The organism is Paenibacillus campi, assembly GCF_034659835.1.
GTDB lineage: Bacteria > Bacillota > Bacilli > Paenibacillales > Paenibacillaceae > Saccharibacillus > Saccharibacillus campi.
Window position 1 is genome coordinate 98,311 of the sequence record NZ_JAXSQZ010000003.1, and the last position, 23,664, is coordinate 121,974.

General features: G+C 46.6%; 13 protein-coding genes and 1 CRISPR repeat array. Of the genes, 11 read left to right on the forward strand and 2 right to left on the reverse strand.

Annotated features, from left to right (window positions below):
* The first annotated feature begins 385 nt into the window (after window positions 1-385).
* The 3 genes from U1I11_RS09330 (at window position 386) to U1I11_RS09340 (ending at window position 5,821) form a co-directional block, all read left to right on the forward strand.
* Complete coding sequence (locus tag U1I11_RS09330) at window positions 386-1,975, forward strand: N-acetylmuramoyl-L-alanine amidase family protein (RefSeq protein ID WP_322905825.1); 1,590 nt, start codon at window positions 386-388, stop codon at window positions 1,973-1,975.
* 532 nt (window positions 1,976-2,507) lie between these two features.
* The gene (locus U1I11_RS09335) at window positions 2,508-3,785 is read left to right on the forward strand and encodes a C40 family peptidase (protein ID WP_322905826.1); all 1,278 of its coding nucleotides are present in this window, start codon (window positions 2,508-2,510) and stop codon (window positions 3,783-3,785) included.
* Window positions 3,786-4,204: 419 nt separating this feature from the next.
* Window positions 4,205-5,821 (forward strand): ATP-binding protein, encoded by a 1,617-nt coding sequence (locus U1I11_RS09340; protein ID WP_322905827.1) that lies wholly within the window; start codon window positions 4,205-4,207, stop codon window positions 5,819-5,821.
* Window positions 5,822-6,528: 707 nt separating this feature from the next.
* Here U1I11_RS09340 and acsA read toward each other — a convergent pair.
* Window positions 6,529-8,253, reverse strand: a complete 1,725-nt coding sequence (gene acsA, locus U1I11_RS09345; protein WP_322905828.1) for an acetate--CoA ligase — start codon at window positions 8,251-8,253, stop codon at window positions 6,529-6,531.
* Window positions 8,254-8,516: 263 nt separating this feature from the next.
* Between acsA and U1I11_RS09350 the strand changes: the two genes are divergently transcribed.
* The 7 genes from U1I11_RS09350 (at window position 8,517) to U1I11_RS09380 (ending at window position 17,918) form a co-directional block, all read left to right on the forward strand.
* Entirely contained in the window at window positions 8,517-9,641 is a 1,125-nt protein-coding gene (locus U1I11_RS09350) for an acyltransferase family protein (RefSeq protein ID WP_322905829.1), read from the forward strand.
* Between the two features lie 671 nt (window positions 9,642-10,312).
* On the forward strand, window positions 10,313-10,951 hold the full coding sequence (locus U1I11_RS09355) for a GNAT family N-acetyltransferase (RefSeq protein WP_322906186.1): 639 nt from the start codon (window positions 10,313-10,315) through the stop codon (window positions 10,949-10,951).
* Window positions 10,952-10,981: 30 nt separating this feature from the next.
* Window positions 10,982-12,160, forward strand: coding sequence for an acetoin utilization protein AcuC (locus U1I11_RS09360; RefSeq protein WP_322906187.1), 1,179 nt, complete (start codon window positions 10,982-10,984; stop codon window positions 12,158-12,160).
* A gap of 309 nt (window positions 12,161-12,469) precedes the next feature.
* A complete protein-coding gene (locus U1I11_RS09365) occupies window positions 12,470-13,030 on the forward strand; it encodes an imm11 family protein (protein ID WP_322905830.1) in 561 nt (186 codons plus the stop codon).
* A gap of 162 nt (window positions 13,031-13,192) precedes the next feature.
* A complete protein-coding gene (locus U1I11_RS09370; RefSeq protein WP_322905831.1) occupies window positions 13,193-14,323 on the forward strand; it encodes a glucose-1-phosphate adenylyltransferase in 1,131 nt (376 codons plus the stop codon).
* Window positions 14,324-14,342: 19 nt separating this feature from the next.
* Window positions 14,343-15,446: a glucose-1-phosphate adenylyltransferase subunit GlgD gene (gene glgD, locus U1I11_RS09375; RefSeq protein WP_322905832.1), complete on the forward strand. Its 1,104-nt coding sequence runs from the start codon at window positions 14,343-14,345 to the stop codon at window positions 15,444-15,446.
* Between the two features lie 33 nt (window positions 15,447-15,479).
* Complete coding sequence (locus U1I11_RS09380; protein ID WP_322905833.1) at window positions 15,480-17,918, forward strand: glycogen/starch/alpha-glucan phosphorylase; 2,439 nt, start codon at window positions 15,480-15,482, stop codon at window positions 17,916-17,918.
* Between the two features lie 476 nt (window positions 17,919-18,394).
* Window positions 18,395-19,501: a CRISPR direct-repeat array (repeat unit 32 nt; unit sequence ATTTCAATCCACGCTCCCGCACGGAGAGCGAC).
* 343 nt (window positions 19,502-19,844) lie between these two features.
* Here U1I11_RS09380 and U1I11_RS09385 read toward each other — a convergent pair.
* Window positions 19,845-21,107 carry a helix-turn-helix domain-containing protein gene (locus U1I11_RS09385; RefSeq protein ID WP_322905834.1) on the reverse strand — a complete coding sequence of 421 codons (1,263 nt, stop codon included), beginning with the start codon at window positions 21,105-21,107 and terminating at the stop codon, window positions 19,845-19,847.
* A gap of 245 nt (window positions 21,108-21,352) precedes the next feature.
* Here U1I11_RS09385 and U1I11_RS09390 point away from each other — a divergent pair, with 245 nt between their 5' ends.
* Window positions 21,353-23,608, forward strand: coding sequence for a glycoside hydrolase family 3 N-terminal domain-containing protein (locus tag U1I11_RS09390; RefSeq protein WP_322905835.1), 2,256 nt, complete (start codon window positions 21,353-21,355; stop codon window positions 23,606-23,608).
* Window positions 23,609-23,664: the final 56 nt, after the last annotated feature.

The following is a 23,664-nucleotide window of genomic DNA, read 5'->3' on the forward strand; positions in this document are numbered from 1 at the left end:
GGTCCAAGCCATCGTGCGCATGGCTGCGGTTACTTGTCACCCAGTTGTTGTCGTCGGCAGTTTATTCAGTAATCCAACAGTGTACAAGTGTTGAAATGAGTGCAATCTGTACAGCGAATATGCATATTACATAATGTACAGCCAGCGAACGCTCTTATTTCGATCGGTCCGAATCGATCAGATTGCAACATTTCACATTAGTCCGCTGTTATTTATATAGAAAAAGTGCGGCGATTTATTGCCGTTTGTCGATGTTAAGCTAATGATGTAGCGGAAATAATCGATATAATATTTGTAGCATTGACAAGCAGACAAGTCAGAAATTCATGACAGACTGGGCTTCATTTACAAAATCAATGTCAACAAGAGAATGGCAGGGGAATGTATGAACAAAAAACACAACTGGATATTGGGAATGGTGCTCGTGCTATTGCTGATGGTAATGCCATCGGTTGGGCATGCCGCACAACAGGCGCACATCAATCTGAACGGCAAAGCGATCAGCATGCCGGATGACGTGCAGATTGTGAGCGTGAAAGGCAGTGTGATGATCCCGCTGCGGGTCGTCGTTGAACAACTTGGCTACAAAGTCGATTGGTCAGGTCCGAGTCAGACCGCTACGATTAGCCAAGGCTCTAATGTGGTAGCACTTGTCGCTGGCAGTACCAAAGCTACCGTAAACGGCAAAAGTTTTGATCTGGAGGCAGCGCCAATTATCCAGCATGGTACAACGCTAGTGCCGCTTCGTTTTCTCGCTGAAAATACCGGTGCAACCGTCACATGGGATAACAATTCCAAAACAGTACTGGTGACGACGAAGCAAAGTCAATCGGACAGCGCGGGCGATAAAGACGGTTCTTCCACTAACGGAAGCGCTGACAGTTCAGACAAAGATGCTAATACGGGTACAAGTTCCCCAAGTGCAATGGTGAATGCGCTTAGCTTTAGCGACAATCGGCTGACCGTAACGATAGATGGCAATGTGAAACCGAAGTACAGTTCGCTGACGAATCCGAACCGAATCGTGCTTGATTTGCCGAAAGCAGGCTTTTCCACTGCTTTTCTCGGTGGACAAACGATGTCGGTCGGTCAAGTTGGCAAACTGGACGTCACCGGTTATCCGCAAGTGGCAGGCGTTCGTTACTCCTTGTTTAGTGGCAGTCCATCGACCGTTCGAATCGTGCTTGATTTGAATCAGGCACAACAGTACAAAGTGATCACCAATACGAAAGGGTTAGTTATGGTCGAGCTGAACGGTGCGAACGACAATAGCAATACACCAGGCGGCACCGTTACGCCAGTGTCTGACAACACGAATGGTAGTGAGCAGACGGGTGGTAGTACCGACCCTAACAACAATGGTAACACAGGCAACACGGATAATGGCTCTACTAGCATCACGCCAACACCAGGCTCAGGGCCTGGGCAAAATGGCAAAAAGGTCGTCGTTATCGATCCCGGTCACGGCGGTTTGGATTCCGGTGCAGTCAGCTTAAACAAACGTTTTGAAAAAGACTTCACACTCGCAGTGGGGTTGAAAATTCAGGCGTTGTTACAACAAGACCCGAATATCGATTTTGTGCTTACACGCAGTGATGATACGTATCCGACATTGCCGGATCGGGTCAAGCTCGCCAACAATTTGCATGCTGATGTGTTTGTGTCCATTCACGGTAACAGCACTACATCCAAAGTATCACCGAGTGGCACCGAGATTTATTATACGCGTCCGCAAAGCCTTGATTTTGCCAAAGTGATCCATGATCATGTTGTGCAAGCGTTGGGTCTTCCAGACCGTGGCATCCATGCCAAGAGTCTGCATGTGACACGTGAGACGACTATGCCAGCAGTCCTGATTGAAGCGGGATATTTAAGCAATGCTGGTGATGAAGCGTTAATGTACACCGATGAATTTCAGCAAAAGCTCGCTCAAGCCGTCGTAGACGCAATTAAGCAATATTTGAATGTACAATAGGTAACAAAACTGTGAATTACGTGTAATTTTTATTCGACAGCATTTGATTCAATATGGTATAAATGTGGTAAGCAACTGTGATAGAAAAATGACGTATTCGTCATTTTGTTTATAATCGCAGTTTTGCTTGCCACATTTTTTTGTGTTTATCGCTTGCGCTAACTGTATGAATTTGGGAATCTTCATAGCTTGGATGCAGACGGATAAAGGGTTTTACTAAGTCTTTGGTCCTGTTCATTGTTCCAATTTAGCAATTATGATACGGTCGCTTAGCGATGCTGCATATATTGGTTACAGTGGGCGTGATTTGGAGCAAAAGTAAAGCAGATTTGACTATCACTAGCTATCATCTGTATAACATGACTCGGCTTCCAGTTTCTTACTTTAAAACGTCAATTATTTTAGCCATTATGCAAAAATCGTATGCCCATGTCGCACTCATACGCTATCCAGCCATAGGATTACCCGATCTATACATAACTCCATTGATCAGACAGCAGGACAGATCGAGAACCGCTGAGGAGGACATCCAGTGAAAAGAAAGCTTATCACACTACTGACTGCTGCCGTATTGTTAACTTCCGCTCCAGAGATTAGCCAGGCGGCGGTAACACCTGTTCCGATTGGTAAAATCAATATGCCCGTTAACTTTCGTTCCGGTCCAACGATCGATAGCACCGTATACAGTACACTTCAGCCTGGCACAAGCATCAAAATATTAGGCGAAGTAAGCCCGCACTGGCTTCATATCAAAGTGGGGGTGAAGATGGGCTATGTATCGGCAACGTATGTGGACTACAAACCGCTGACAACTTCGTCCAAATCGTCGTCCGCTTCCAGTACAACCGGCAGTAAAAGCAATACAGCTGCTTCTACAGGCACAACAAGTACAACTGGCAACAAAAGTAGTACAGCTACTGCTTCAGACACAACGAGCAGCAAAAACAGCACCACTACTTCCGCAAGCACTGCTGGCAGCAAGAGCAATACGAGCAATAACACATCCAGTTCTTCCAGCACGACGGTATCGGCACCTGCACTTGCTTCATCAACGCCGGTTGTGATTGCCAACCCGACAGCAAGTAATAGTACATCTGCAAGTGCTCCGGGCACAGGTATCGTAGAAAAGGGTGTGAATTTCCGGGCTGAGCCGAATACGACCAGCAATGTATTACGTGTACTTGCCCCTGGTGAAGTATTCAGTGCATTGGAGCAGCCGACAGCTGCTTGGGTAAAAATACAGGACAAAAATGGCATCACCGGTTATGTATCCACTGATTATGTATCGTACACATTGCCTGCTTCGCAAACAGCGATTTTGGCAGAAGTGCCGCAGGACACAGTCGATCAGGTGGAGGACAAACCATTCAATCCACCTGCACCGACATTTAACTTCCCTACATTGTCTACAGGGCAGCCGCTTGATGAAGCGTCGGCGGATCGCATTTTGGCGAATGCGCTGGCATTACAAGGGATTACCCAATATGGCTACGGTAAAAATGAGGCACCAACATTGTTCGATTGTTCCTCGTTTACGAAGTATGTGTTTGGGTTGGAAGGTATCGATCTGGCTTGGGGCACACGGTATCAAAAAGATGTCGGTATTCCGGTCGAACGTGGACAATGGCAAAAAGGCGATCTGCTCTTTTTTTCAGCCGGTGATCCAAATGTAATTACACACGTAGCGATTTATGCAGGCGATAATAAGATCATTCATAATAGTCCGAGCTTAAATGGCATTACGATCTCAAACCTCGATCTTGCGTATTGGCAAAGTCACTATGTAACCGCTCGCCGTGTTTTGCGCTAACATCAATTAAGGCGTGTTGGCAAGCTATTTTACACGTAGCTTGAGGCAGTTGGTTTTCATGGAGCTATGCTGTCTCGACAACTCGGTTCCTTTAAAACGTGAACCTTTCGATTTATGACATGATGAGGTCGACCGTTTGAAGATCGCAAACACTGAAGCAGTACGAGCTGTTGCTATGCAAAAATGCTTTTTATCGCGTCTCGTATTTAATAGATTACAAACACTGAAATAACCTGTTTTGCCCGTCCGGTGTCGTATGAGGTGCCGGGCGGTTTTTTTGCGCCAAAAAGATTGTAAGCAATTTAGGCGGTATACAAGGTTTGCACATGGTAAAAACCGACCTTTATATGTTATGCTATTGATATTATGAAGATAACGTTTGCTTACTGCAATTGATTATACCCACTCAGGGAGGCAGCATGAATATTGATCCTAAAGCACCAGCGATTGACTGGGAGTATGTAGTTCAAAATTTAAAATCATCTGTAACGATTGCGGATGCACGCAAGCCGGATTTCCCGCTTGTATTTGTGAATAAGCATTTTACAGATTTGACCGGCTATACCCGTGAGGAAGCGATCGGTTACAATTGTCGTTTTTTACAAGGGGAGGATACACTGCCGGAGACGGTACAAGCATTTCGTGAAGCGCTCGCGAAACAGCAATCCGTAACGATTGAAGTTTTGAACTATCGTAAAGACGGTTCTTCTTTCTGGAACGAAGTCAATTTGGACCCGATCTTTGACCAGAATGGGGAATGTCATTATTTTGTCGGTATTCAATTTGATATTACGAAGCGTAAACAAGCAGAGCTGCAAGTGTTACAAGCAAAAGATGAAGCGGAAAGTGCGAATGTTGCCAAAGGACGCTTTCTCGCCAATATTAGTCACGAGATTCGTACGCCGCTGAATGGCATTATCGGCATGACCGAGCTGATTTTGCTGAATGAGGTAGAAGAAGACTTGCGTGACAATATGAAAATCGTGCAAAATAGTGCGGAAACATTGCTGACACTTATTAACGATATTCTTGATTTTTCCAAAGCGGAAGCCGGAAAAATGAATCTGGAACATATCGAATATAATTTGCATGAGCTGATGGATATGACGATCAAAGCCCACCGTCCATTAACATTGGAGAAAAGGATTGGCTTGAATTTATATATCGATCATAGCGTGCCACAGCGAGTATACGGTGATCCGCATCGTCTCAAACAAGTATTAAACAATCTGATCGGCAATGCCGTCAAATTTACGCGTCACGGTTCGGTCGATGTGTCGCTAACCGGATTTGAAGATCAAGGCGAGGAACTGAAGCTGCGCTTTCGTATCAAAGACAGCGGTATCGGCATCGCCAAACAAGATCAGAACAAGCTGTTCCAGAGCTTTAGCCAAGTGGACGATTCACAAAGCCGTGAATTTGGCGGCACCGGACTTGGACTTGTAATTAGTCAACAAATTGTAGAATTGATGCAGGGCACGATTACGGTAGAGAGTGAGCAGGGTCTTGGTAGTACGTTTGAATTTACGATTCCGGTTCGTTACCCGATCCTATCCAATTCCCGCAGCGATTCTAGTACAATCGTCAAAAAGCTGTCCGAAACGGTCGCTCGTCATCCAAAAGTAGCCGATGGCCCTGATAAGGAAAGTGCACCGTTACGTGTACTGCTCGCTGATGATGACCGGATTAGCTGTCTGATCACATCGCGTATGCTCAATAAGCTCGGTTATTATGTAGACACCGTTGATAACGGATTGGAAGTCATCCGTCTGCTGGAGCAAGACGATTGTTATGATCTCGTACTGATGGATATTCAGATGCCGGTTATGGATGGGCTGGAATCGACCTATGCGATCCGTCACTCCAACAACATCAAAAATAAAGATATTCCGATCATTGCGATTACCGCCAACGTATTCAAAGATAATCATGACCAGATTGTCGAAGCCGGTATGAATGGCGTCTTGTCCAAGCCTGTACAGATGGAACGTCTTGCCGAATTGGGACAACAGTTGGAAAAGCAAAAACGTCTGTAATGTATAGCATGATCGTATGGAAATAAAGTGTATGATAAATAAAGCGAAGGATGGCATTAGTAGCTTGACCTATTTATCATCAAACGATGATTAGATCGACAGACTGTACATGTACGTAAGACAAGCTACTAGTATCCGAAATAACGATACGATCTGTTGCTACCGAGCTATCATCAATCATTTCACCTCGTTGGATCGATGCACAATAGGTAGCAGATAGGCTACTGCATCACAACGTAACTATAGATAAAGCGAGTGGAAAAGGCTGTATGCCTGTCGTGAATATGACGGGTATACAGCCTTTTTAGGCATCGATATGGATTTTGGCTTACACAAAAGAAATTGACTGGGCAGCACGCCTATATGCGTCTGCTCCCAGTCAATGTAAGCCAATACGTTGGCTATTTTCGATATATAGTTGATGCTGTACAGATTCTCTTTATAAATAAAGATATGCAGTGGCTTTAAGTCCAACATGTAAAGCAGTCAAGATAATAGGTTGTTTCGATTAAAAATCAGGTTCGAACGCACTTTAACATGTTTATGATGAAGCGATCATAAGATAGGCATAGCATGAATTTATTTGAAACAAGTTATGGACAGTTTGTTTCACCTTACTAATGGATTTGCACGCTTTTAAAACTGTTCGTCATAAACGTGAACAGGACTACACCTACCTACAATGGATCGCAACAAGCCATGATCGTTCAATCTTCCAATGTGGATAGATCGCCTGTCGGCAGCTCCAGCTCCCATGCTTTCAGCACACGGCGCATAATTTTACCGCTGCGTGTTTTGGGTAGCTTGTCTTTAAACTCGATCTCGCGTGGTGCGGCATGGGCAGATAAACCTTCTTTAACGAAACGGGTAATGTCCTGTTTCAGCTCATCGGATGGTTCATAACCTTCACGCAATGAAATAAACGCTTTGATCACTTCACCGCGTACCGGATCAGGCTTGCCGATGACACCCGCTTCGGCAACTGCCGGATGCTCAACAAGCTTGCTTTCAACTTCAAATGGCCCCACACGCTCACCGGATGTGTTGATTACGTCATCGATTCGTCCCTGGAACCAGAAATAGCCATCTTCATCCATATAAGCGGAATCGCCGGAAATGTACCAGCCTTCAATGCGCATATATTCTTCATATTTGGCAGGATTGTTCCAAATTTTGCGCATAATCGATGGCCACGGTGTTTGGATTGCCAGATTACCCATCCGCAGCGGTGGCAACACATTGCCTTGATCATCGAGAATAGCGGCTTCGATACCAGGCAGTGGACGCCCCATCGAGCCTGGGCGAATGTCCATACGCGGATAATTGCAGATTAATTGTGCACCTGTTTCGGTCATCCACCATGTATCGTGAATGCGCTGTTTGTACACGCGATAGCCCCAGCGAATAACTTCCGGGTTCAGCGGCTCACCGACGCTCAGTACGTGGCGTAGCGATGACAGATCGTATTGTTGTACCGCTTCATCGCCCGCACCCATTAGCATCCGGAATGCGGTTGGCGCACTGTACCAGACGGTCACTTTATAGCGCTGGATCGTTTCGTACCAGTCCTGCGGGCTAAAGCGACCGCCACGAATTACATTGGTGGCACCATTCAACCACGGCGCAAAAATTCCGTACGACGTACCGGTCACCCAACCCGGATCGGCAGTACACCAATACACATCATCAGGCTGCAAATCGAGTACGATGCGACCGGTATATTCATGTTGTACCATCGCTCCATGCACATGATACACGCCTTTTGGTTTGCCGGTCGAACCGGACGTATAGTGAAGAATGAGTCCGTCTTCCGCATCGACCCATTCGATCTCCGCCTCATCAGACGCTTCCGCCATCGCTTTGCCCAAATGAATATGGCTCTCATCCAGCTCGGACTCATCGCCATAGACGATAATATGCTTTAGTTCGGGCAGCTCAGCGGCAGGCACGCGTCCAACGAGCTTTGGCGTGGTAACGATGGCGACCGCACCGCTATCTTGCAGACGATCGCGCACTGCCGTTTCCATAAACGCTTCAAACAGCGGGCCAGCAATCGCGCCAATTTTAATAATGCCTAGCAATGTAAAATACAGCTCCGGTGTACGCGGCATAAAAATAAACACACGATCCCCTTTACCGATGCCAAGCTTGCGCAGCATATTGGCAGCTTTGTTCGATTCGCGGCGCAGTTGTTCAAATGTATAACTTTCATCCCGCCCCGGATCGCTGTAATGCAGGGCGACTTTATCTTTTAGTTCGGAAGTGGCATGACGATCGATCGCTTCATAAGCGAGATTCAACTTTCCGGTTTCATGCCAGCTAAAACGTTTTTCGACGTCAGACCAGTCAAATTCCTTACGGGCTTGCTCGTAATCCATCATATTGGCTTGTGTAGCTTCGGCGGCAATGATTTCGATCGTATCTTTTCCCATAATGACCTCCACATGATTTAAAGTATCGTATCCACTTCCATATATAGCGCTTACAATTTAAGATACTACCATTTCACAAAATGTTCAAATTCTTTCTAGCTGTTTATCCAAATCTGGATGCAAAAAAGGATTGAATTTTTCCGTATTAACATACATAATATTACAAAAGTTATTCAATTCGCGTATTTTTGAAGGAGGGACGTAATCGACATTATAAAACGTATGAATAACGATATCCAACATAAAGAGGGGTGTATAATATTATGACTAATCAACAGCTTGCAGCCAAGCCTAGGCGGACGATCGATGAAGTGTCAATCATTCGTGTCATCGCCTGTCTAAGTGTGGTGCTGCTGCATTCGATCAAATTTTCTACCGGGGACAGCAGTGAGGGAGCGATCCAGTTTGGTTTGTGGTCATTGGCTGGATTGTTGTCGTTTGGTACGTCTACATTTGTATTTATTTCGGCGCTCATTCTGGCTTATTCGTATCCGAAACAGTTGCCTAACGGCTTTTATGCAAAACGAATTCGCTTTTTGCTAATCCCGTTTGCTTGTATGGCGATATTTTATGCGATTGTGTCTGGGTTGACCAAAGATTGGTCGATTCCGAAGCTGGTCGTATACAATTTGCTTGGTGCGTATCATGGTTGGTTTGTGCTCGTTATTTTTCAGTTTTATGTGTTACATCAGCTGTATGCCGCCTATATCGATCGGTTTCGTCCGGCGGTTGTGCTCGGTGTGTCGCTGTTTGTGAATGTGTTGTATCTTGGTTTTTTCAATTTGGTGCCGCCACCGGCTGGTGGGCTGGCTGCGTACATATGGGAGCGCGGCTATTGGATGCCGTTTACCGGTTGGTTGTTTTATTTTTCGCTTGCTTATTATTGCGGGCGTCATTACGAGCTGTTCCTGCGCGGGTTGGAACGGTACAAATTGTGGATTATCGCTGCCTTGCCGCTGACGGCGGGCTGGGTCGTGTATAACAATGCATTTTCCAGCTTAGGCTTTGGTTCCAAACGGGTCGATATGATCGGATTTACGGTCGTCATGATTTTGCTGCTGTTTTTGCTATTGCGAGGTGTGAAACGCATTCCGCCGTTCGTAACGCTCATTAGCCAATATTCATTTGGCATTTATTTGGTACATTGGTTTTTCCTTGAGATGATGGATCGCGCTATAGAACGATTGGGCATTGCGCTCGGTTATGCGGAAATCCCGTTATTGTTTGTCGCCGGTATCGCCTGCTGTATCGTGACGATCTGGGTGTTTAATCATATGGTGCCATTCGGACAATATGTTGTCGGTCGCATTAATACCGGACGTTCGGTGCGCACACAAGCAAGCATACGTACGACGACTACCCATTCAACAGCAGCGGAAAATGGCTGACAATGAGCGGTATAGTTGCCAGCGGTATAGTTGCCGATGTGATCGATTGAGTGAAATGCTGTTTGCAAAATATGCTGCTAATTACGACATTATAACGAACCTAGACAAACCGAACATATACACATAATAGCAGGCATTTGGTGAAATAAAATAACGATCATTTGTAAGTAGCACAATCGACAGCTGCTGTACTTGCGTAGTTTCGCTTCATCTGAATCTGTTTCTAATTTAGTTTGGGGAGCCGGTTACAGCATTCCGCTGTTGCGTCCAATTTGATCGCTGTCTGCTTGTTGAAATGATTAAATGATTATAGGTCTCGTCCGTTTGCGTATGTGCTCAGGCTCATCGATTTATCGGGATAGCTCCATTGTAACGATAACTGTAAAGTCTCCGTATCGTCACCTAATTTGGTAAAAGGTGACGACACGGAGATTTTTGCATAGACTTATCTGTATCTGTATCTGTATCTGTATCTGTATCTGTATCTGTATCTGTATCTGTATCTGTATCTGTATCTGTATCTGTATCTGTATCTGTATCTGTATCTGTATCTGTATCTGTATCCATTTATGCTCGCATTTGAGCTGCATGCAAATGTTGTGAAATCGGCTATAATCAAAGCAGGCACCTTGCCGTAAGCGTTATCATAACGTTCAGGAAAGGAACCCGTGATGGAACATATTAAGATCAAGCAAACCGAACGATTACATCGTGCAGATGGAAAAGGACAACTGGTGCTGGAAGGGCCGGTCTCGCCGGAACGAGTAGCAGCGTGTCATATGCACGCTCAACTTGATGCTTTCCGCCGTCCAGCTGAGCAGCATGAAGCATTGATTGAGATCGCCGATTTACCCGAAGGACGCATTATGATGGCGACCGATGGCGATCAAATTGTCGGCTATGTGACGTTTCACTATCCCGATGAATATGAGCGCTGGTCAGAAGGCAATATGGACGATTTAATCGAATTGGGAGCGGTGGAAATTGCCAACGATTACCGAGGCCTTGGACTCGCCAAAAAACTGATCCAGCTTGCATTTCAGCAGCAGCAGCTCGACAATGTGATTGTATTTACGACCGAATATTACTGGCATTGGGATTTGGAAAGTACCGGATTAAACGTATGGGATTACCGCAAAATGATGGAAAAGCTAATGAAAAACGTCGATATGGTCTGGTTTGCCACCGATGATCCTGAAATTTGCTCGCATCCGGCGAATTGTTTAATGGTGCGAGTAGGTAGAGCGGTGCCACAATCATCGGTGGAGGCGTTTGACCGACTCCGTTTTCGTCAACGTTTTATGTATTGATTCATATCGTTAAAGGAGGCAATGGAGACGATGCTGCAAGCAGCCTATGTATATCATCCGGACAGTCTCAACTACGTATTTCGCCGGGATCATCCGTTTGACCAGCGCCGTTTGGTCATGACGATGGAGCTGCTAGAGCAGGTGCATAGTTTGAACACAAACGATATTCATATACCGGCAGCGCCACTGGATGAGCGTTTGCTGCAAAGTGTGCACATTCCTGCATATGTTGAAACGGTCAAACAACTCAGTCTGCCATCTCCAGTGGAACCTTATGTTAGCCAGGCTGGACAGTATGGTTTGGATGTGGAGGAGACGCCATTTTTCCCAGGCATGCATCGCAGTGCCAGCGCGATTGCTGCCGCTTCGGTACATGCCGCCGAACTGGTGATGAGCGGCAAGGCGGCGCATGCGCTGCATCTAGGCGGCGGACTTCATCATGCATTACCACAAAAAGGAGCAGGTTTTTGCATTTATAACGATGCATCGATCGCGATTCGTTATATTCGTGAACAGTATGGAGCCAAAGTACTGTACATCGATACCGATGTGCATCATGGTGACGGGGTGGAGCTGAGCTTTTATACCGATCCGAATGTGTTTACGTACTCGATTCATGAAACCGGCAAATATTTGTTTCCCGGTACAGGACGGGTAGAGGAGCGCGGTGCGGGTGAAGGGTTTGGCTGTACGGTTAATGTGCCCGTTGAACCGTATACGGAGGACGATTCGTGGTTGGAATGCTTCAGCGATGTGCTGGAACAGGTGCTTGAATGCGCACGCCCAGATGTGATTGTAAGTCAGCATGGTTGTGATGCACATGCGCTTGATCCGTTATCACATATTCATTGCTCGATGCGCATTTATCGCGAGATGCCGAAACTGATTCATGAGGCGGCACATCGTTATTGCAATGGTCGCTGGGTAGCACTCGGTGGTGGTGGATACGATATATGGCGGGTCGTACCGCGTGCTTGGTCGCTATTATGGCTGGAAATGAGCGGGCATCCGCTGCTTGCCGACATCGATCGTCATCCGCTGTTACCGCTGCCTGCCGATTGGTTGACCCGCTGGCAGCGTGAAAGCCCGCTTGAGCTGCCAAACACATGGCTAGACGATGTGAGCCGCTGGGAGCCGATGCCGCGGCGGAGCGAAATTACGGAGCACAATCGGCATATTTGTGAGCTGGCTTCATCGTATTTGAAGTGATGAAGCGATAAAAAGGTTATCCTTTCCGTACGTTGAAGGCGAGTAGGATAGATCATGCTCATAAAAAGTTTGTAAAAAGTGACAGTAACGGTAAAATCGGGTATATAAGCAATGCTGGAGCAGACAGCACTTCTTCCGGTTTTGTGCAAAATCGTTTAGATTATTAGTTATTTGCAGAAGGGAATTGCTATGCTTGTGTCGAATTGAACGTATAGCGGGTTTATAGTAAGCACAATGTGAGAACAGGGTACACGGTTGCCTTGCTCAATTACGCTGGATGCTGCGAAAGTGTGAAAGGATGAGTGATCTATGTGTTATCTCCTGCTGCCAGCGGACATTTATCCGGACCGCTATTGGTTTAAGTATCATTTTAATGACTCCCCGGATCATCTTAGCTTCAAAAAAGGCACCTTGCAGCGCGACTGGGCAAAAGTACCGCGCTTTCATTTGCAGGGGGATATCGATCTGGATCGGTTGTTGTTGTTTGACTGGTTTATGACCGATGGGCCGGATTTGATCGGACCACGGCTGTCAGCGCTAATTCGTCAGTATGCGCCTCAAGATGTACAGTTGATTGATGCTGATGTAACCGTTAATGGAGAGCCGCTGCGCGGGTTCCAGGTTCCGAACATTACGACTGTCATCGATTGTCTGGATATGGAGGAATCGACGTATGTGCCGCTGTTACCAGGTGTGCACGGCAGTCCGCCGCATTTCATATCTATCGTTTTCCGTTCGCATGCACTGGAAGGACATGGACTGGTACGATCCAACGAGGACATTAGCCTTATTGTCGCATCCGCTGAATTTGCGGAAGCGTGCCGGTTGCAAAATATTACCGGCATTCGGTTTCAGCAAAATTTAACATGAACAGCCGGTGAACGGTACAGACGCCTATACGGCTGATGCGCATCGGGAAAGTCTCCGCTTGATCAGTGCATGAACAGATTCAAGCTTAGTTCTATTTTTAGTCTCTCCACGTTATTAGATGTCGCGTAATGCATGTTCAACTTACACGAAGGAGGCTTTTCCATGAGTAAAAAAGAAGTTGTTGCTATGCTGCTTGCCGGAGGACAGGGCAAAAGGCTGAAAGATTTGACCAAAGCATTGGCAAAGCCCGCTGTCTTTTTTGGCGGCACATATCGTATTATTGATTTCCCGCTCAGCAATTGCGCCAATTCGCGTATCGACACCGTAGGTGTTCTGACACAGTATGAGCCGACCGTGTTGCACGCATACATAGGTGTGGGCAACGACTGGGACATGGACCGCAAAAATGGCGGTGTGTTCGTCCTGCCACCACACGAACGTCAGGAAGGCAGTAGCTGGTATCAGGGTACTGCGGATGCGATCTACCGTAACCTTAAGTTTATTGAAAGCTTTGACCCTGAACACGTATTGATCCTTTCCGGTGACCATATTTACAAAATGGACTACCAGAAGATGGTAGATTACCATATCGAAAAAAATGCCGATTGCACGATCTCTGTCGTGAATGTCACGCTTGAAGAAGCGTCCCGTTTCGGCATGTTGAATACCGATGATAATTTGAAAATTTATGAGTTTGACGAAAAGCCTGCTGAGCCGAAAAGTACGCTCGCATCGATGGGTGTATATTTGTTCAAATGGGATGTGCTCAAATCGTATCTGATCAAAGATGAAGACAATCCGGCATCGTCTTACGATTTCGGCAAAGATTTGATTCCGCTTTTGCTCAATGATGACAAAGTGTTGTACGCGTATCCGTTTGAAGGATACTGGCGCGATGTCGGTACGATTCAAAGCTTGTGGGAAGCGAATATGGACATGCTGTCCGAACAGCCACTGCTTGATCTGAACGATCCGAGCTGGCGCATTTTTACCCGCAGTCCGAACCAGCCTGCCGCTTATATCGCACCTTCGGCAGTTGTACAAAATAGCATCGTTAATGAAGGCTGCATGGTACACGGTGAAGTGAATCATTCGGTGCTGTTTTTCAATGTTGAAGTTGGAGAAGGCAGCGTCATTACCGATTCCGTCATTATGCCAGGCGCCAAAATCGGCAAAAATGCCCGCATTCATCGCGCGATTGTCAATGAAGGTGTCGTGATCGAAGACGGTGCACAAATCGGTGTCGGACATACCGAACAAGATGAGATCATGCTCGTAACGAGCGAATCATAACAGAGGGACGGTGACAGGAATGAAAGGATTTGTAGGGGTAATCAATCTCGATCATGAACTGGATCAACTCAAGGAACTGACCTATTTTCGTTGTGGCGCAGCCGTTCCTTTTGCCGGTCGTTACCGGTTAATCGACTTTGCTCTGTCTAATATGATGTACGGCGGCGTAGGCGATATCGCTTTATTCGTACGCCGTAAATATCGCTCATTGATGGATCATCTAGGTGAAGGTCGTCCGTGGGATATGGATCGCAAACGCGGCGGACTATTCATTTTGCCACCGGATTGGCATGATCCAACCGATACATCGCTTGGCGATTTGCAGCATATTCATAACAATATGGACTTTTTCTACCGTGCGCACGGTGATGTGGTCGTGCATACCGGAACACAGCATGTGAACAAAATCGATTACAAAGATGTGTACGCTTATCATTTGGAAAAAGGCGCTGACATTACGGTCGTCTACAAAAAAGTCGATGAGCTGCGTCCTGAACATGGCGCTTGCCGCCGCATTGAAGTGGATGCGGAAGGCTTTGTAACCGATATTCATCAAGACAGAAGCCACAACAATATTTATGTGGAAACATTTATTATGAGCAAAGAGCTGTATTTGGAGCAGATCAATTACTGTATCGCTCACGGCAAAAGCTATTTTTTCCGCGATGTGATTCAGAACAATCCGAACCGCCTCAAAATCGCTGGTTATGCCTATACAGGCTATAACGCGGTGATCAATTCGGTGGAAAGCTATTATAGCAACAGTATGGATTTGCTCTGCCCAGACAATTATCAACAACTGTTCCGCGAAAATCCGGTGCAGACCAAAATCAAATATGAAGCGCCTGCTAAATATTTGGAAGGCGCCAAAGTGAGCAATTCGCTTGTTGCAAACGGCTGTGTGCTGGGCGGCGAAGTGGAGAACAGTATTTTGTTCCGCGGCGTCAAAGTCGAAAAAGGCGCGCGTGTCGTCAATTCAATCATTTTGCAAAAATGCACCATCGAAGCCGGAGCGGTACTGGAAAATGTCATCTTGGATAAAGATGTGCAAATTTCCCATAACCGTACGCTGATCGGTGATCACAAGCATCCTTACGTGACAGCCAAGAGCACCTCTCTCTAAAGTTACTAAACTGACTGCAGGAGGAATCGCCTTTTGTTTACAAATAAAGAAGAATTCAAACAGATTTTTCAAAGTAATATCGTTTCCAAGCTTGGTAAGCCGTTAGCGGATGTGTCCTCTGAAGACGTGTATACGATTCTTAGCCAGATGATGCGTGAAATTGCCGGTAGTGAATGGGCGTCGACGAACCAGGAGCTGCGTAAAGATGAGCAAAAGCAAGTTTATTATTTGTCACTGGAATTTCTGATCGGGCGTTTGCTCGGCAACAATTTGCTAAATATGGGTATGCTGGACATCGTGAAAAGCGGTCTGGACGATCTGGGCATTTCGCTAGAGGAGATTGAAGAACAAGAAGCTGATGCAGGGCTTGGTAACGGCGGTCTTGGTCGCCTTGCCGCCTGTTTCTTGGACTCGCTCGCTTCGCTTGGGTATGCCGGTCATGGCTGTGGTATTCGTTACCGTTATGGCTTGTTTGAACAAAAGATTGTCGACGGCAATCAAGTCGAATTGCCGGATGATTGGCTGCAAAAAGGTTTTGAATGGGAAGTGCGCCGTGCCGATCGCAAAGTGGAAGTTCGTTTTGGCGGTCATGTAGATACGCGGGAACAAGATGGTGAGCTGTATTTTTCGCTGCGTGATTATGAGGCGGTATGGGCAATTCCGTACGATGTGCCGGTCATCGGTTATCGTGGCAATCAGTCGGATTATCATGTGAATACGCTTCGTCTATGGAGTGCAGAGCCGGTGCCAGAGATGGCGAATCGCAATCTGGACGGTGCAGGCAACTATTACAGCTATCTGAATTACAATCGTTCCGTCGAATCGATCTCGGAGTTTTTGTATCCGGATGATAGTCATTATGAAGGGCGTTTGTTGCGTTTGAAGCAGCAATATTTCCTATGCTCGGCAGGTTTGCAAAGCATTTTGCGCACGTATGACAAGCTCAAGCTAAGTTACGATCATCTGCCAGAGAAAATTGCGATTCATATTAATGATACGCATCCAACGCTGGTCATTCCGGAACTGATGCGCATTTTGCTCGATGAAAAAGGTTATGGCTGGGATGAAGCATGGGATATCGTTTCCCGTACCGTCTCCTATACGAACCATACCATTTTGAGCGAAGCGCTTGAAAAATGGCCAGCGCCGATGATCCGCGATCTGATCCCGCGTGTGTATATGATTATCGATGAGATTAACAAACGTTTTTGCAAGCTGCTGATGGAGAAATATCCAGATGATCCGGAACGGGTGGCGCATATGGCAATCATGTTCGATGATCAGGTGAAAATGGCGCATCTTGCCATTGCAGGCAGTTATAGCATTAACGGGGTTGCTGCGCTGCATACCGAGATTTTGAAGGAACGGGAAATGCGTAACTTCTATGAACTGTATCCAGAGCGCTTTAACAACAAAACGAACGGCATTACCCATCGCCGCTGGTTAATGCATGCCAATCCAAAGCTGGATGAGCTCATTACCGAGTCGATCGGTTCACGCTGGAAGACGCATCCGAAGGAACTGGTCGGCATTTTGAAATATAGTGGGGATGCTGCTTTCCAGCAACGAATCGCTGCGATCAAACAGCATAACAAGCAGCGGCTGGCTCATTATATTGAGCAGAAATACGGGGCTACGGTAAATACGGATTCGATCTTTGACGTACAGATTAAACGTCTGCATGCGTATAAACGTCAGTTTTTGAATATTTTGCATGTGATGTATTTGTACAATCAGATCAAGTCGATGCCTTCACTCGATATCGTGCCACGTACATTTATTTTTGGCGCTAAAGCTGCACCAGGCTATTATTTGGCGAAAAATACGATTAAGCTAATCAATCGCGTCGCGAGTGTGGTCAACAATGATCCAGATGTGAAAGATAAACTGAATGTATTTTTCCTCGAAAACTATTCGGTCTCACTGGCAGAGAAAATCATTCCTGCCGCCGACATTAGCGAACAGATTTCGACGGCGAGTAAAGAAGCTTCCGGTACAGGCAATATGAAGCTGATGATGAACGGTGCGCTGACGATCGGTACGATGGATGGGGCAAATGTGGAGATGCACGAGATGTTGGGCGATGACAATATGTTCATTTTCGGTCTGAACGCGGACGAAGTAATGGACTATTACCAGCACGGTGGCTACTCGGCACGCGATATGTACAACAGCGATCCACGGATCAAAGAAGTGGTCGATCAACTCGTCACACCAGGCCCATTTGCGGCAAATACGTATGAATTTGCATCGCTGTATCAGTCACTGCTTGATGCAAATGATGAATATTTTACGCTGAAAGATTTTGATTCGTATGCCGAAGCTCATGTGCAAATTGAGGCGGCGTATCGCAATCCGAAGTCATGGCTGAAAAAATCGATCCACAATATCGCACATTCCGGTAAGTTTTCCAGCGATGGTACGATTCAACAATATGCCGCAGAGATTTGGAAGATTCATCCGGTGCGGTAGGTTACTGCTTGGTATTGCGGCTGGCTTGCAGCTGCTAGGATAGGGTTGTTGGGCTCGGTAGGTGTGAGTTAGTGGATAGTATTGATTTGTATTTATCGTATGAATAAATAGATGTAGATAGGAAAGCTGGCATTCTCCTTGGGGAGGGTGCTGGCTTTTTGGCGATTGGGGGGCAATGCTTCATTTTATATTAAAAATCGACCGCTGTATTTAATCACGCGGTCGATTTGTTGAGGATTTTGTAGTGGGAATGTAAATTTAGGAGGGAGCGCATCCTCCACTCCGTCAAGAAATAAGGAGACGTCCTCCGGTGAAACCCAGGAATCTACAGATGAGGAGTGAATGTAGATTCCCGTGTTCCAAAGTCGGTCTTACCCCTTATTTCCGTTCCGTGGGGGTTGCCATCTTACATCCTTTAACATCTCATGACAAGAGCGACATGCACGCTTTACCTTCAAGCCGGGCAATCCAGTAGTACTTCAATCTATGCTCTCGTAAGGAGAGCGACTGGCAAATGTATTGTATCAAAGTATTTCGGATGACATTTCAATCCACGCTCCCGCACGGAGAGCGACAGACACCAGCATAATCATCATCACTGGGCTTGGTATTTCAATCCACGCTCCCGCACGGAGAGCGACCCGGTCTGACCAGTAACCTGAGCCACAGTAGATATAATTTCAATCCACGCTCCCGCACGGAGACCGACAATAGCGGTATCGTCCATGTGTTTAAAATTCTCCATTTCAATCCACGCTCCCGCACGGAGAGCGACCTGATTTTACACACATGATCATGAATTGTTCCACGTGATTTCAATCCACGCTCCCGCACGGAGAGCGACGGTCAACAGCGAGCATTGCAGCAGGCAATCAATCGGTAATTTCAATCCACGCTCCCGCACGGAGAGCGACTAAGGGCGAGCCGCTATAAATAACACAATATAGTATTTCAATCCACGCTCCCGCACGGAGAGCGACGCCGTCATAGCGACAACGGACGACGCTCACATCATCATTTCAATCCACGCTCCCGCACGGAGAGCGACTAAGACTGTTTCAATCTGGCGTTTATCAAGTTTGATTTCAATCCACGCTCCCGCACGGAGAGCGACTTGGGTGGTGACGGCGCGGTCATAGGCAACCATATTTCAATCCACGCTCCCGCACGGAGAGCGACATTATATTAATCCAAGTGCAATCCAAGATGAAAAGACATTTCAATCCACGCTCCCGCACGGAGAGCGACAATTGAGTTAGTACAATGATGCCATCCGCTTGCTTTATTTCAATCCACGCTCCCGCACGGAGAGCGACAAAGCAAACCATCTCAACAGACTAGCAAGATTAATTTCAATCCACGCTCCCGCACGGAGAGCGACCATCCGGCATGCTGGGTTCAAAAGCGACAAATTTCAAATTTCAATCCACGCTCCCGCACGGAGAGCGACTGATCTGTGCTTTGGGTGCTGCCTTTGGCGGAGACATTTCAATCCACGCTCCCGCACGGAGAGCGACGCCCAATGATGCGTTACCGGATGTGCCTGTACTAATTTCAATCCACGCTCCCGCACGGAGAGCGACTGCTCGCCCTTTCAGCCCTTATCCCACAAGGGAAAAACAGGTAATTTCCGCGAACCTCCCTTTTAGACTACTTTAAAACCTCGTAAAATACAACAAAAACGCCGAAATCCCTTGCCGAGCAAGGAGCGCGAACCTCCCAGGGATTTGATGTGAGCTTAGGGTTCGCGCTAGAGTCGTGTGAAAGGTGCTTAAATGTTGCATGTTACTATGACTCGGTGCACCGTGTGATCATTTCATTAAAGGCGACAGCAGCTACAGCTCCATTTCATATCGTTGACTATTGGATGATGGAATAGGTGGATGCGCGATAATTTTAATTCATACTTAACGTTTAACGTCTAATCTAAACCCGTGCCAGTGGCAAATTACCACCGCTAGCGGCAGACAGGTACTGCTTCGGCGTCTGCCCTGTATGAGCTTTGAAAATTTTGGTAAAATAACTTTGATCGTGAAATTGTAGCATCGTTGCGATAGCGGACAGGGAGTGAGTCGTACTGGACATCAGGCGTTTCGCTTCTTGAATGCGGTAGTACTGGATAAAGTGAACAGGAGACAAGCCGGTCTCATTTTTGAAGCGTTTGGATAAATAATCACCGTTTAAGCCAGTAAGTTCAGACAGATGTTCAAGCTGGATCGGTTCGTACAGGTGCTGGAAAATATAGTGCCGACACAGATTGACCTCTCTGGCATAACGCTTTTGCTGGCTTTCCCGTACACGATCGACAAAATCATTATAGCAACGGCGCAGCATAGACTGCACTGCACCGGGATTTTGACATTCTTCCACTGCTTGAATGTAAAAGTCACTCAGCGTATAGCCAATTTCCGCATTTACACCGCCCCCCATTGCAGCGCGGGTTGCCAGCGTAATCGAACAGATCGCCAAATTTTTCTCACTCCGAAGCAGACTCTTTTTCGATAATACGCCTAGTTTCTCGGTCGGGAAGCCAAGTTCCCAGCGTACCAGGTCTTCTTTACGTCCTTCGCGTATATATTGCAGGAAAATCTGCTCCATCTCCGGATTACGATGATAGCTAGCTGGCGCACTATATGCTTCTTCCTCATAGGGAGAAGATACGATAGCTACTTGCGCATCCGGCTCAATATGAATATGTAAATTATGCTGAATGACTTCGGCAAGATCGAGTGGTTGTTGGTATAACATATAATGAATCATCGCCGCCGCATTGTAGATACGTTCTTTGGAAATGAGTGGAATGCGTGTATAAAACTGACGAATCGCATCCTGCTGGCGAAAAGAAAGCTGATAATCGCGAATAATGCCGCTGATCAATTCATCCGGCACAATCGCATGAAAAAAAGGTCCTGCGATTATTGTCCCTATGTAGGCATCCTCATCCAACAATGGCACCGTTAAATACTGCTCCAGCACATTCGTTGACTGCACAACCGGATAGTTCCCATTCATTCGCTGTGCAAGCAAGCCAAGTGTCTCTCCTTTATGATCATATACCGGATTAAATGACCGCAAAGGTTGCTCCTCGACCAATTGCCCGGCGGCATCGACCCAATACATCGTCATTTGAAATTCGATTTGCATCATGTTCATAATTAATCGAATGGAATCCGGTGTAACATTTGGCATGGTAATCAGCTCCTTTGCTCTGAAGGAAAAGCGGTCTCATTTTCTAACTAGCCCGATAACTTCTGCCAATAAACAGACCGATACTTTCAGTTATTTTACCAAAAAATAAGGAATATAACCATAAATTCATAACGTAAACGCCTACATTAATACTATACAACTTACACCAATCCGTTATATGTACCTCTGCATCGATTAGAGAAGCTTGTCGGATTGCGTATACCACTTGAAATGAGGTCGTTTACATGTCCAATCTTCACCATCAAGATACAGATACGTTGGCTGCACTCGTTGCACCTTATCGTAAAACAGGCGTAACTAAACGAAGCGCAGAACATATTCGTCAGTCTGTCGAACAACTACTTGCACAAATGACGCTGGAAGAAAAGATCGGACAGATGAGCCAATGCGCGGATTCTGAGTTTTCATTTGGCGCGGATATTGAAGCAGGTCCTACCGATGTACTTGTGCGTGAAGGACGTGTAGGCTCGATTCTTGGTGCTTTTAATAGTCGCCGCACATTTGAGCTGCAAAAGCTAGCTGTCGAACAGTCTCGTCTCGGTGTTCCGCTATTTTTTAATGCCGATGTTATTCACGGCTACCAGACGATCTTCCCGATTCCGCTTGCCTGGGCGAGCAGTTGGAATATGGAGCAAATTCGCGAAGCATGTACTATCGCTGCACGTGAAGCGACCGCTTCTGGCATTACGTACAATCACGGGCCAATGGTCGATATTAGCCGTGATGCACGTTGGGGGCGAGTGATGGAAGGGGCGGGAGAAGACCCGTATCTTGGCTCGCTCATTGCAAAAGCACAGGTAGAAGGCTTCCAGGGCGATAGCCTGTTTAATGAAGAAACATTGATCGCCTGTTTGAAGCATTTTGTCGCTTATGGTGCATCTGAAGCAGGACGTGATTACAATACAGTTGATCTTTCCGAATGGATGCTGCGTAATGTTTATTTGCCGCCATTTCAAGCAGGGCTGGAAGCGGGTTCAGCTTCGGTGATGAACGCATTTAACTTTTACAATGGGATTCCGATTGCCGGGAATCGTTTTATATTGAACGATCTGCTGCGTAAAGAGCTTCGATTTGATGGGATGCTAATCTCGGATTATGGCGCTATTGACGAAATTTATGTGCATGGTGCCACGCGCGATCGTAAAGAAGCGGCACGTCTGTCGCTGGATGCGAGTATGGATATTGAGATGGTCACACAGCTGTATGAACAGCATTTACCAGCACTTGTCGCTGAAGGTAAAGTACAGATCGAACAGATTGATGACGCAGTGCGCCGTATTTTGACGTACAAATACGAAATCGGTCTGATGGATGATCCATTCCGTTACATTCGCCCGGAAAAAGAAGCGGAGTACCATTTTAATGCACAGCATTTGCAAGCAAGTTTGGAGCTGGCACGCCGTTCGATCGTATTGCTGAAAAACGAGCACCGTATTTTACCGCTGCCACAGGAAGGTTTGCTTCAAGGCGATATGACGGTTGCGCTAATTGGTCCTTTTGCCAATAGTAAAGATATGCTTGGCACATGGCAGTTCTCACGTTACAAAGAGGAGACGGTCACACTGCGCGAAGGGCTGCAAGCGAAAGGCATCGCTGACACTACACTGCTTTATGCGCAAGGTAGTGGTGTGAATGAAGCGATTCCGGGCGGCATTGAGCAAGCGGTGAAAACGGCGCGTGAAGCGGATGTGATCGTACTTGCACTTGGCGAACATAGCGAAATGACGGGTGAAGCTGCGTCTCGGATGGACATTAGCATTCCAGCACCACAGCAACGTTTGGCAGAAGAATTGGTCAAATTGGGCAAGCCCGTCGTACTCGTGCTCACTAATGGACGTCCGCTCGTACTGGATTGGTACGAGCAACATGTAGATGCGATTGTGGAAACATGGTTTCTCGGCTCACAGGCAGGGCATGCGATTGCTGATGTGCTGCTCGGTGACTACAATCCATCCGGCAAGCTGACAATGAGCTTTCCGAAACATCTTGGTCAAACGCCGATTTATTACAATCATTTTAATACAGGGCGTCCAGTGACCGCCGACAATCGTGATGAGAAATACATTTCCAAATATCTCGATGGTCCTAATGATCCGCTGTATCCGTTTGGATTTGGACTGAGCTATGGGCATTTTACGTATTCAGCACTCAAACTTGATCGCGACATTATTAAACAAGGGGAAACGATTACCGTCCATGCTACCGTCACCAATACCGGCAATATGGCAGGTGAGGAGACGGTGCAGATGTACATTCAAGATTTGTACGGCAGCACCGTTCGTCCGGTCAAAGAGCTAAAAGGATTTCATAAAATATACTTGGAGCCAGGACAGAGCACAGGTGTACAATTTACGATTACCGAGCGCGATTTGCAATTTTGTAATGCAGCGCTAGAGTGGGTAGCCGAACCGGGAGAATTTAAAGTGTTTGTCGGTACAAGCTCGGTAGAGGTGTTGGAGCGGACGTTTGAATTAATCTAACTTACCCATTTCAATCCAGCTGCGGACGCATAAACGAGCTACAATAGAAAAGGCTT